The sequence below is a fragment of the Pseudomonas sp. WC2 genome (genome assembly GCF_050586545.1).
Taxonomy (GTDB): Bacteria; Pseudomonadota; Gammaproteobacteria; order Pseudomonadales; family Pseudomonadaceae; genus Aquipseudomonas.
This window is the reverse complement of record NZ_JBOBDR010000004.1, coordinates 56,412-68,947: the sequence shown is the minus strand read 5'-3', so window position 1 is coordinate 68,947 and position 12,536 is coordinate 56,412. Positions and strand designations below refer to the sequence as shown.

Below are 12,536 nucleotides of genomic sequence, written 5' to 3'. Positions count from 1 at the left end.
GCTCCCACAGGTAGATCGCATTCCAATGTGGGAGCGAGCCTGCTCGCGAAGGGCCGCGCATCGGTACCTACGGCTTACAACACAATACTCATGCCGTCATACGCCACTTCAACATTACGCCGCGCCAGTTCAGCACGCTCCGGCGAATCTTCATCGAGAATTGGGTTGGTGTTGTTGATGTGGATAAGCACTTTGCGCTGCTCTGGCAGTTGTTCCAGCACTTCGAGCATGCCGCCAGGGCCGTTCTGCGCCAGATGCCCCATCTCGCGACCGGTGCGGGTGCCGACGCCACGGCGCTGCATTTCGTCGTCGTCCCACATCGTGCCGTCGACCAGCAGGCAATCGCTGCCCGCCATGATCTCCAGCAACGGCGCATCGACCTTGCCCAGACCCGGGGCGTAAAACAGTTTGCCGCCGGTGTTCAGGTCTTCAACGATCAAACCGATGTTGTCGCCCGGGTGCGGATCGAAGCGGTGCGGCGAGTAGGGCGGCGCTGCGCTGCGCAATGGCAGCGGAGTGAATCGCAGATTCGGGCACGCCGCCACAGTAAAGCTCTGATCGAGCTCGATGCGGTTCCAGTCCAATCCGCCGTTCCAATGGGTGAGCATCTTGAACAGCGGGAAACCGGTGCTCAAATCTTCGTGAACCATGTCCGTGCACCACACTTGATGCGGGCAGCCTTCGCGCAGGCTGAGCAGACCGGTGGTGTGGTCGATCTGGCTGTCCATCAGGATGATCGCGCTGATGCCAGTGTCACGCAGGGCGCGGCCCGGCTGCATCGGGGCGAAGCTTTGCAGCTGGGCGCGGATGTCCGGTGAGGCGTTGCACAACACCCAGTTCACGCCGTCATCGGAAATCGCGATGGACGATTGGGTACGGGCCTTGGCATTCAGGCTGCCGTCGCGAAAACCTGCGCAGTTGACGCAGTTGCAGTTCCACTGCGGAAAACCGCCGCCAGCGGCCGAACCCAGAATCTGGACGAACATGAACACTCCATCATTTCAACGCGGAAAATAAAACGCCCCGGCGAGCCGAGGCGTTGCACTGCAATTCTACGTAAGCAGAACTCAGCGGCTGGCGAAGTACATGGTGACTTCGAAGCCGATACGCAGGTCGGTGTAAGCAGGTTTTGTCCAGGACATGGGTGTCTCCTTCAGGGTGGGTGGGATAGCGCTGTCCATAGTTATAGTCCACGGCAGCGCAGAGATGTTCCAAATAGTTAGGCTGCTATGTTACTCAAAATTTCCGGGTAAATGCCCATGAATCTTTGAGAAAGCTCCTTGCAGCCTCGGTAATGATCAATTTGCCCCTTGCCATAGGGTTTCGGCGGCGGAATCGCTGGTGAGGCAGAGCCAGCCACCGTCTGCGTTGATCAGACGTTGTGTCGCACTGAGCAATGCCGCGCGATCCAATCGGTGGATGGCGGCAATCAGTTGCTCCAGATAATCCGACGAGTGGCCCGCAAGCCTGGCCTGCCAGAGCAATTCGTCGGCGTCTTTGCTGGACAGCTGGTTGTCATCGAATTGATTGGCGAGGTTCTGCCGGTGTTGGTTGAGGCTGGCGTCATCGGCCTGTTCGATCAGTGCAGGAATGCCGTTGAGAAACTGTTGAATGTGTTCAAGCAATTCCATAGGTTCGACATTTGGCGATTGCACGCCGAACAGCAGGCCGGTTTGCCCGTGCACCTGCCGCAGCGCACTGAACACGGCGTAGCCCAGTTGCAACTCGACGCGCAAACGCTGATAGAACGGTGTTTGGCACAGGTGCGCGAGCATCCGCCACGCCGCCTCGTTGGCGATGTCACGGCTGGCGGTCGGGCAATGCAGCAGCAAGGCATGTTCGCTGGATGCGGTATCGATGTGGCGCCAGTGCTTTTCTGTGAAGATCACTGCTGGCGCGGAGAGCTGATTATCCGGGATCCCGGGAATGCGGCTCAGGGCCAGGCCCATGGCGGATTGCGTTTGTGGTTTGAGACCCAAAGCGAGGCCGTCCCAGCGTGAAGTTGTCCACAGGTGTTTGGCGTCGTCGCCGATATCGGCGGGTGGCAGAACATGTTCTGGCAGCACTTTGAGTAATTGGCGGATGGCGATCAGCGGCGTTTCCGGCTCGCTTCGCGGCGAATCAGCGTCAACTTGCGTCAGACATTTCAGCGCGTGTTCGAGGACGCTGGGCATCGACTCTTGCAGGCCGGTGAGTTTCAGCAGCCATTGATTGCCAGAGGCGCTGAAAGACAAATCGACCCCGGCCTCACGCGCATCTTGCTGAGTTGGCCGAAGACTGCGTTGCAACCGCGAGAGCAGATCGGCGCTGGCGGCAGCCTCCACCTGCCAACGCAGATAAATCGCACCTTCTTCGCCGTTGTCCGGCAATGCATGGCTGAATTGCATCGGCGAACGTTCACGTCGGCCACGGGAGCGATCCTGAGCGAAGGTGCGCAGGCCTCGGTGGGCGCTGGTCTGGCCGCGAATCAGTCCGGCGTTGGCCAAAGGTTCGTCGGCGCGCAGGAATGGATTGGCGGCAGGCAAGTGCCAGTGAGCGCTGAAGTTATCCACAGTGCCGATTTCGCTGAGGATCTGTGTAAGGGCTTCAACGCCTTTTTCGGACAGGCCATTTTCCAATTGCTCACTGTCCAGCCGCGCCAGTTGCAGTGCGCCGCTGACTCGCTGCTGTCGTTGCAGCAGGGCTGCGTATTCCTTGCGCAATGGCGTCCAATCTTGCTGAGCAAAGAAACTCAGCCAATCGAGCAGTTGTTCGCGAATAGCGTTTAACGATTCGGTGGGCGCGGTGAACTCTAGATGCAGCAACGCTTGCCCGGCAAACTGGTACACCGGCGCGGCGTTCAATCCATCCGCCAGTTTTAGCTGTTGCAAGTGCGCAAGTAGTCCGCCGGGCTTGGCGTTGTTCAACCAATGGCAAAGAAACGCCAAAGCTTCATGGGACGACTCAGGCAAGGCATCAAAAGCAAGCAACAGATTGCCGCGCCGCTCATCGGCCTGTTGATAACTTTTCACGGCCAGCGGAAGGGGCGCAGCCTGGGTAATTTTATCCCCAGCCGGCAACGCCGCCGCAAACTGCTCCGCCAGCATTTGCAATTCTTCAAGGCTCTGCGGCCCGACCAGGCTCAACGTCATTTGCCCGGTCTGATAAAACTGTTGGTGGAAATCTTTCAACGCTTGCTGAAATGCCGGGTCTTCAACTTTCAGGCTGTCCCGATTACCTGCATGAAACCCGCGTAGCGGATGCTCTGCTGGTAAACCTTCGAACAAAGAAAACTGCCGCTGCGCCGCTGGATCCTGCGACCAAGCGACAAATTCCGCCTGCAACACTTCCCGTTCCCGCAGCTGATCGTCCAGATTCATACGTGGGTTGGCGAGCATGTCTGACAGACGCTCCAGCCCGCCGCTGAACGCTCGGGTCGGCAGCTCAAAGAAAAAGTCTGTAGTGCGTTCGCGAGTGCTGGCATTCACTTGCCCGCTCTGACCTTGCACGTAGGCCATGAGCCCTTCGCCCGTAGGAAAACGCTCGGTGCCGAGAAACAGCAGATGCTCCAGAAAATGCGCCAGCCCCGGCCACGCCAATGCCACGTCATGGCTACCGGCAGCCACGCGCAATGCGGCAGCGCTGCGCTTGAGACTCGGCGCATGACGCAGGGTTACGCGCAAGCCGTTGGCCAGGGTTTCAGTGTGGGGGCGGGGGGGAGTCGGCGCAGGCATGGGCACTTCCAGAACAGTGAAGTGCCAATGCTAGCGGATTAGCGCTTGTTGAGCGCGCCGTAAAGCTCTGGACGCCGATCATTCAGGTAGTGATTGGCGGCGCGTGAGTCGAGCATCAACTGGCGATCAAGCTCACCGATGATCAGCGCTTCGTCGAGTCCGGCCTGGGCGATGCGGCTGCCGTCCGGTGCGGCGAGGCTGCTTTGTCCGCAATAGTGGATGTCGCCTTCGCTGCCGCAATAATTGGCGTAGGCCACGTAGCACTGGTTTTCGAAGGCGCGGGAACGCACGGTGACGTCAGCAACGAAATCGAACGGAACCATGTTCGCGGTCGGCACCAGAATCAGCTCAGCACCGGCGAGTGCCAAACGGCGGGTGTTTTCCGGAAACTCGAGGTCGTAGCAGATCAGGAAACCGAGCTTCCAGCCATTGAGTTCGACGATGGGGAAATCATCGTCGCCGGGGCTGAACATCGAGCGATCCAGATCACCGAACAGATGCGTCTTGCGGTAATTGCACAGGCGCTCGCCGTGGGAATCGATCAACTGCACGGCGTTGTAAATTTGCCCGTCGGCGGTACGCTCCGGATAACCGTAAACAATCGCCAGACCCGCAGCCTTGGCGATCCGCCCGATCTGTTGCGCCCACTCACCGTTGTAGACCTCGGCCAAGGTGCTGACCGCTTCGGCGCCAATGTTGTAGCCGGTCATGAACATCTCCGGCAGCACCAGCAGGTCGGCGCCTTTGGCCTCCATCGCCAATTGATGCAGGCGCTGCAGGTTGGCGGCGGGTTCCAGTGGCAGCGGTGGACATTGATAAAGGGCTACACGCATCAAGGATTCCTCTTACTCGGGCAGGGCGATAGGGCCGATGTCTTTGAACACATCACCGGGGCCCGGGTTCGCTTTATGTGTCGACCCGCCGAAATGCTTCATGATCCCCCACACTGCGTTGAGCGAGGTTTGCACTGCGCCTTCGACCCATGCCGGCGTCCATGAAACGTCGTCGCCGGCGATGAAAATTCCGCGCTGCTCGGCTGGCATCTCGTCCTGCATGAAGTGCGCGTACATGCGCTGGTTATAGCGATAGTGGCCGGGCAGGGCGCCTTTGAAGGCGCCGAGGAAATACGGGTCGGCTTCCCACGATACGGTGATCGGGTCGCCAATGATTCGCGCGGCGATGTCGACTTTCGGGTAGATCTTTTTCAACGCATTCAACGCCAGCTCAACGCGTTTTTCCACCGGATGCGGGAGCATTTTCAACGCATCGCTCATCCACGAATAGGACAGGCAGATCACGCCCGGTTTGTCGTCGCCGTTGTCGAACAGATAGGTGCCACGGGTCAGGCGATCGGTGAGGGTCATGCTCATCAGGTCGCGGCCGGTTTCCGGGTCCTTGTCCTTCCAGAATGGGCGGTCGACCATCACGAAAGTCTTCGACGACTGCATGTAGCGCGTGCGGTCCAGTGCCATCCACATCTTCTGCGAGAACAGGCTTTCGTCGCATTCGATCTGCGTGGTCAGCAGCCAACTCTGGCAAGTGGTCAGCACAGCGGCGTATTCGCGGGTGTCGCCGTTGTTGTCGGTGACAGCGAAACGACCATCCGGTGCGTGGGCAATTTTCTTCACGCCGGAACGTGGCGCGCCACGGTGCAGGGATTTCAGACTGGTGCCTTCGGGCCAATGTACGCAGCGCTCCGGCACATGGCGCCAGATGCCTTGCGGCACTTGCTCGACGCCGCCGACCACCAAGTGCTGGTGATCGTCGCAGTTGGTCATCACAACGCGGAAGATTTCCAGCATCGAGTTGGGGAAGTCCGAGTCCCAGCCGCCGGTGCCGAAACCGACTTGACCGAACACTTCGCGGTGATGGAACGACAGTTTGGCGAAGGCTGCAGAGGTGGCGACGAAATCGTAGAACGTGCGGTCGTCCCACAGCGGCACCAAGGTGTTCCACAGTTCTTTGAGGCGTGGCACATCACGGTCGCGAATGGCTTGCTGAATATCGGCGAATTGCGAACCGGCCTCCAGTGCGTCCGCCCAAGCGTCAGCCACTTCCTGGAAAAGTGCAGGAAGATCCGCCAGTTTCTGTGCGTAATGGGTTTTACCTTCCAGATCGATGACTGTGCTGCCGGAGGCTGGCGTCAGTGGGTTCGGGAAGGGTTTGGTTTCGAGGCCGAGCTTGTCGACGTAGTGATAAAACGCCGTGGAAGATACCGGAAATCGCATGCCGCCGAGCTCCGCGACGATGCCGTCAGTGCCGTTGAACGCTTGCGAACGCAAACGCCCGCCCAGCTTCGACGCCTCGTAAACCACTGGTTTCAGACCGAGCTTCATCAACTCGTAAGCCGCCACCAAGCCAGCGATGCCCGCGCCGACAATCGCCACTTCTGCGCCGTGATTATGTTCAGGGATAGTGCCGAGACCGGCCGGGTGTTCGATCCAGTCGTCGAACGCGAACGGAAAGTCCGGGCCGAATATGGTGACTGGTTTCTTACCGTCTGCAGGATGGCGATTGTTCTTGTTCATGGCTGACCTTGCTGGCGACCCGACGCGGGATGCGCGTCTGAGTATAGGAAAAGATGCCAGCCATTCTAGGGAGCGTGGAACACGTTAATAAGACGCAAATTGTCGTCGTTTTGATCATTGTCTGATCAATATGACGATAATCAACTACACACCGACCAAAATGTGGGAGCGAACCTGCTCGCGAAGAGGCCGGATAATCCAGCAGAGCAGCCCATGAACAGCTTAAACCGGCTGCCCCCGATCAACCTTGCTACTCAAAATAATCGAAGTTGTGGTCTTCTCCACCCCGTCCACGCTGCCAATCTGATCCAGCAACTGATCCAGTTGCTCCGGCGAATCGGTACGCAACCACGCCACATAATCAAACTCGCCACTCACCGCACACAACTGCTGCACCTGCGCCATCGCACTCAACCGGCGTACTACCTCCTTGCCGGAGCGTGGCTGCACCTTGATCCCGACGTAGGCCTGCAAGCCGCCATCAACCACGCGTTGCCCAAGGCGCACGCCATAACCGGTGATCACTTTGGCCTTCTCTAGCCGCGCCAATCGAGAGGTCACGGTGGTGCGCGCAATGCCCAATTGCCGGGCAAGCATGGCCACGCTTTCGCGGGCGTTGATTTGCAGAGCGGCGATCAGCTGACGGTCGATTTCGTCGAGCACGGGCGGGCGGGTGTCTGGCAAGGGGGCGGTTCCATGGCGGTGGTGAGTTACGCATGTTACAAGACTACCAAGTTGACACGATGCTGATCCTTGTCAAAGATGTGGGCAAGAGCGCGAAATCTGCTGCCTGGCAGGGCTTTAGCAGACGTAGGTACCTCAGCGATGCTGCTACGTCGGTGTAAGGTGAGACCTCTTATCCCATTTTCTGAGGGTTGTAAAAATCAGGAGATGAGCTCTGTAGAAAGCCCCGATGCGAAATCGTCGGGGCTTTTTGGTTTTCTGAAAGAGCCGTAATCGAAATCCCAGAACGTGTCCTGATGCCAATGCTCGGTAAAACCCATCGCTCGCTGATCGACCTGCGGAAACTCGCGCATTAATTCGTGCAATCGGATATCCCAACGAGAATGTGGACTCACTCGGCACGTCAGATGATTGAGAATGCACAGCACCGGGTAGATCCTCGGATGAGGCCCTTCCTGGATCAATGCTATTGGCCATGAGAAGGAGGGTTTTTTAGGTAATTCCGGACGTATCCCGAGTTCGCGATTCCACAGTCTTGCATGATGGGCGCATAAATTTCGGATGGTGGTCAGAGTATGCATCCAGGACAGCAACAAAGGCGCAGGTAGCCCTAATTGGCTGGATATGGCTTTTTTATCAGAATCGCGGGCTAGTCCTTTGAAGAGATGGGATAATTCTCCCAAGGTAAGCTCTTCAAGCATTGCCCAGCCCGGCATCAGTGAGGGGCTATCGTAATTGACTGGATAATGACGGGCGTAGCTTTCGCTGGCGCGCCGGTGCTTCAGTTGAGACTTACGATGCTCACTGGTTTGCAAGCGGTCGATCCGCTGACATTCCCTTTCATAATCACGCTTTGCCGCAAGCTGTTTGGCGTTAATGGTCTCTAGCAAACGGGTATGGTCGTAGGTGTGCTGAAAGAGGCAAGCATTTACATACCAGTGCCCGCCATGAAGAGGCCCCATGTGATTGCTGATCATGGATCGAACGGCGACTTCCACCCGTTCGATTGCATCTATGACAAGCAGGCGCAATCGACGGTCAAACTCGTAGAGTCTTGTTAAATCCCGGAAGCCCGCGCCGTGGCGAAAAAGATGATTTTGGTTCCCCGTCTGCTGGAACGTGCGCATATAGGGAGTGAGACGAAAGTAGCTTACAGCCTCCAGAAAACAATGGGCCCTGGCCTCGTCCTGAATCTGCAATCCCCGTCGCTTGAGCAGCGCGATCTGAGCGGGAATATCAATGACAGGTTTATGGAAAACTCTCATGCCCCAAAAACTCCGGGCAAAAAAAACCCGCTCAATTTGTGCTTAGCTGCTAACGCAGCCCTAGGCATGGCGGGTATGTTGCGGGAAAGACTAGGTATAACTGCTTCGCTTTGCAAGTTCTTTGCTGCTCCTGCGCTAGGCGGAGAAGATAAGGCGTCTATGCGGGATCTCGCTATCGGAGCTTGAACTATCAGTCTTTTCAGACTTTGGTTAAGACCTTCACCACATCATCCATCACCGCTTTGCTCATTGCGGCCAAGTCATGTATTGAGAGTATCCCGTCAAACCAACGCCCAACAGGCGCCAAACCGCTCGAAACCACAGCTTCGGAACTTGCCTACAGCCTTCAGGGAAGTCTTCCGAACATTGCGCTCGCCAAGACTGACCCCCCAACCACTCGCCCAAGAAAAAGCCGCGCATTTAGCGCGGCTTTCAATTTGGTGGGCCCACACGGACTTGAACCGTGGACCAAAGGATTATGAGTCCTCTGCTCTAACCAACTGAGCTATAGGCCCTCAGTAGGTCGCGGATTATAGCGACGGTTTCTCGGCTGTGCTATCCGAATAATCCGATACGGTTACACGCAGAAACGTAGCGGCGAATTCTTCCGGCGGCAGCGGCAGGCTGACGATGTAGCCCTGGATCTGTTCGCAGCCTTCGGCGGCGAGGAATTGCTGTTGCGCTTGGGTTTCCACGCCCTCGGCGATCACGGTGAATTGCATGCTGCGACCGAGGGCGATGATGGCGCGGACAATCGCGGCATCGTGCGGGTCGTCAGGCAGTCCGCGGACGAAGGACTGGTCGATTTTGAGGATGTCGAGCGGCAAGCGCTTGAGGTAGCTAAGCGAGGAATAGCCAGTGCCGAAGTCGTCGATCGCCAGTTGCACGCCGAGGTGTTTGAGTTGGTGCAGCACCGCCAGCGCCTCTTCGGCCTGACTCATGATGAAATTCTCGGTAATTTCCAGTTGCAGTAAATCCGGTTGCAGGCGGTTGTCCTTGAGCAGTTGTTCGATGCGCCCTAACAGGTTGGGCTGACGCAGTTGCGCGCCGGCGAGGTTGACCGAGAGCGGGCCGAGGCTGTCGTAGACCTGATTCCATTCGAACATCTGCCGACAGGCCGTTTCCAGTACCCAATCACCGATCTGCAGGATCATGCCGTTCTCTTCGGCCAGCGGGATGAAGTGCTCCGGCGGCACGTCGCCGAAAGTCGGGTGACGCCAGCGGATCAGTGCTTCGGCGCCGACCAGGCTGTGATCTTCCAGGCTGATCTTCGGTTGGTAGTAGAGAAACAGTTCATCGCGCTCAATGGCCCGGCGCAGTTCGTGCTCCAGTGCCACGCGCTCGCTGGCCTGGGCGGTGAGGTCGCGGGTGTAGCTCTCCACGCGGTTGCGGCCCTTGGCTTTGGAGCGGTACATCGCTGCGTCGGCGTTTTTCACCAGTGTGGCGACGTCACAGCCATCGCGCGGGTAGAGGCTGGTGCCGATGCTGGCGCTAATGAAAAACTCATGCTCGCCGGCCTGGAATGGTGCGCCGAAGCAATTGAGCAGCTTGGTGGCGATGTTGTCGGCGTCGCTGGCCTGTTGCAGGCCGGGGAGCAGAATGATGAATTCATCGCCGCCCAGTCGCGCCACGGTGTCGATGTCACGCAACTGCTCTTTCAAACGCACGGCGATGCCTTTGAGCAGCAGGTCGCCGACCGGGTGGCCGAGACTGTCGTTGATGTGCTTGAAGCGGTCGAGATCGAGGAACAGCACGGCGCCCTGGCCGCCGTTTTCCTGTTGATTGTTCAGGGCAGTGAGCAAACGGCTTTCGAACAACGTGCGATTGGGCAGGCCGGTCAGCGGGTCATGGTGCGCCTGATAATCGAGTTTGGCCTGCGCGTGTTTGAGGCTGGAAATATCCGCGAATACAGCGACAAAGTGGGTGATGAATTTGTCACGGTTGCGCACGGCGCTGATGGTCAGCCAGCTCGGGTACAGCTCGCCATTCTTGCGCCGATTGGAGATTTCACCTTGCCAGTGACCCTCGTCGGTCAACTGGTGCCACATCGCCGCATAAAAAGCGCTGTCGTGCAGGCCGGAAGCGAGCAGGCGCGGGGTATGGCCGAGGGCTTCGCTCTCGCTGTAGCCGGTGATCTCGGTGAACGCGCGGTTGACCGCGCTGATGTGCTGCTGCGTGTCGGTGATCAACACGCCTTCGGCAGTGCTCTCGAACACGGTCGCGGCTTGTTGCAGTTTTTCCTGCATAAGATGACGTTCGGTGATGTCGCGGGCGATGGTCAGCATGCAGTCTTCATCGCCGATCGGCAGCGGCCGACTGGAGACTTCGCAAAGACGAATCTGCCCGTCGCTGCGGCGGATGTGGCAGGTGAAGTCGCGGACGAAACCGTCGCGGTGCAGCAGATCCAGCATCTGTTTGCGTTCGTTGAGATTGACCCAGATCCCCAGGTCCAGCGCCGAGCGATCCACCGACATCGCACTGTTGAACCCGGTAATACGACTGAAGCCTTCGTTGACCTCCAGCAGCAAACCGTCGCTCTGCCGCGACAGCAGCAAGCCGTCCGGCGAGGCATGGAAAGCCTTGGCAAACTTCTCTTCGGAGGTCTGCAATTGTTGCTGGGTTTCTTTGAGCTGGGTGATATCTCGCACCACGACCACGAGCGCAGGCGTGGTGTCCAGGTCAAACGGCTCGGCGGAAATCAGGCCGGTGAACAACTGGCCATTGTTGCGGCGAAAGGGCATTTCGAGATTGCGGATGCTGCCGGCCTGCAAGCGCTGCAACAGCCCGGGGCCAACACCCGGAATGCCCCAGATATTCAGGTTAGTAGCGGTTTGGCCAATGACTTCTTCGGCTTTCAGGCCGATCTGTTCTTCAAACGCTTCGTTGACCTCCAGCAGACAACCGTCGGACAACCGCGCGATCACCAGGATGTCCGGACATTGTTCGAACACTGAGGCGAATTTTTGCTCCGAAAGCCGCAACGCTTCTTCGGTGCGCTTGATTTCACTGATATCGATCATCAAACCGCGCATCACCGGCTCATGACCATGCTCAATCAGACTGACGATGTCGCGCACCCACAGGCAGCGGCCATCGGCGGTGATCACGCGATAATCGACGATGTGATCGCGACCTTCACGCAGTGCCTCTTTGCAATAACTCTGCGTGCGCGTCAGGTCCGCCGGGTGAATGATGTTGTGCCAGAAGCCCGGAATCAGCCAATGGGATTGTGGATAACCGAGCAAGTCTTCGGCGTGTGGCGAAACATAGCTGTAGGTGAAGTCGCTCATGCGCGCTTCCCAGGCGATGGCCGACAGACTTTCCACCAGACCGCGGTAGTGATATTCGCTGCTGCGCAGCTCCTGTTCGAGGTCGATGCGGCGGGCGATTTCAGAGCTCAGGCGGCGGTTGATGCGAATCACCACGGCCAGAACGGTGATCAGCAGCAACAGTCCCGGGAGGCCGTAGATCAGCAGGTCAGACCAGAATGTCCGGTGATCGAGGACGTTGCCGACCCAGTGCTCCTGGATACTGCTGATTTCCGCCGGGGTCATGTCGGCGAGGACTTTGTCGAGAATGCCCACCAAGACCTTGTTGTCGCGGGGCACGGCCATCGCCAATTGGTAGCGATACGGGGTTTCGCCGCTGACATACAGGCCGTCGAGCTTGAGCTGGCGCAGGCTCCAGACGCTGGACGCGAGGTCGCCGACCACCGCGTCCACTTCATCGGTCGCCAAGGCCTGCAAGGCCGAACTGACATTGGGCATGGCCACCAGATTGAGGTCGGGGTGATGGGTGCGCAGCAGTTCGTGGGGGGCGTAGTTTTCCACTACGGCAATCTTCAGCCCGTATAAATCATCCAGTTTGCGCGGTTGCGCGCCACCGACGTGGGCAAGAATGACGATCGGGAAGTCGAGATAGGGGCGGGTGAATGACAGATAGTTCTGGCGCTCCGGAGTGGACATGATCCCGGGCAACAGGTCGATCTTGCCCGTTTTTACCTGCTCCAGCACCACCGTCCAGCTCAGGGGTTCGATCGGCGTCAACTTGATCGCCAAACGCTGGCGAATGACGTCGATGTAATCGGCCGCCAATCCCTGATAGCGATTCTGCTCGTCGCGGTACTCGAACGGCGGCCACGACGCGTCGACACCCAGGCGCAAATCCGGGTGAGCCGCCAGCCAGCTACGTTCTTCATCGGTCAGAGTCAGCGCGTCAGCCGTTGCGGTCCAGATCATCAGTGACAGCAAAAAAAGCACGGACGCCAGTCTGGGCATAACGCTCTCGTTATGGCTCGGGGATGATTGTTTCGAGTGTAGACGGGGTAAGCAGCGGGGAGGGTGGTG

The 12,536-nt window shown here is 58.3% G+C and carries 8 protein-coding genes and 1 tRNA gene; all 9 read right to left on the bottom strand.

The window, feature by feature from the left end; all coding sequences use genetic code 11:
* Positions 1–74: 74 nt before the first annotated feature.
* Entirely contained in the window at positions 75–986 is a 912-nt protein-coding gene (gene pqqB / locus ACQ4OE_RS05980; protein WP_123594031.1) for a pyrroloquinoline quinone biosynthesis protein PqqB, read from the bottom strand.
* A gap of 81 nt (positions 987–1,067) precedes the next feature.
* Entirely contained in the window at positions 1,068–1,142 is a 75-nt protein-coding gene (gene pqqA, locus ACQ4OE_RS05975) for a pyrroloquinoline quinone precursor peptide PqqA (protein WP_003422658.1), read from the bottom strand.
* Between the two features lie 156 nt (positions 1,143–1,298).
* Positions 1,299–3,713, bottom strand: a complete 2,415-nt coding sequence (pqqF, locus tag ACQ4OE_RS05970; protein WP_430946085.1) for a pyrroloquinoline quinone biosynthesis protein PqqF — start codon at positions 3,711–3,713, stop codon at positions 1,299–1,301.
* Between the two features lie 38 nt (positions 3,714–3,751).
* Positions 3,752–4,546, bottom strand: coding sequence for a carbon-nitrogen hydrolase family protein (locus tag ACQ4OE_RS05965; protein ID WP_430946084.1), 795 nt, complete (start codon positions 4,544–4,546; stop codon positions 3,752–3,754).
* A gap of 12 nt (positions 4,547–4,558) precedes the next feature.
* Positions 4,559–6,241: a flavin monoamine oxidase family protein gene (locus tag ACQ4OE_RS05960; RefSeq protein WP_430946083.1), complete on the bottom strand. Its 1,683-nt coding sequence runs from the start codon at positions 6,239–6,241 to the stop codon at positions 4,559–4,561.
* A gap of 222 nt (positions 6,242–6,463) precedes the next feature.
* Entirely contained in the window at positions 6,464–6,925 is a 462-nt protein-coding gene (locus ACQ4OE_RS05955; RefSeq protein WP_122594804.1) for an Lrp/AsnC family transcriptional regulator, read from the bottom strand.
* A gap of 200 nt (positions 6,926–7,125) precedes the next feature.
* On the bottom strand, positions 7,126–8,190 hold the full coding sequence (locus tag ACQ4OE_RS05950) for an Abi family protein (protein WP_430946082.1): 1,065 nt from the start codon (positions 8,188–8,190) through the stop codon (positions 7,126–7,128).
* A 438-nt stretch (positions 8,191–8,628) separates the two neighbouring features.
* Positions 8,629–8,705 (bottom strand) — tRNA-Ile (locus ACQ4OE_RS05945).
* A gap of 15 nt (positions 8,706–8,720) precedes the next feature.
* Positions 8,721–12,467 (bottom strand): bifunctional diguanylate cyclase/phosphodiesterase, encoded by a 3,747-nt coding sequence (locus ACQ4OE_RS05940; protein WP_430946081.1) that lies wholly within the window; start codon positions 12,465–12,467, stop codon positions 8,721–8,723.
* Positions 12,468–12,536: the final 69 nt, after the last annotated feature.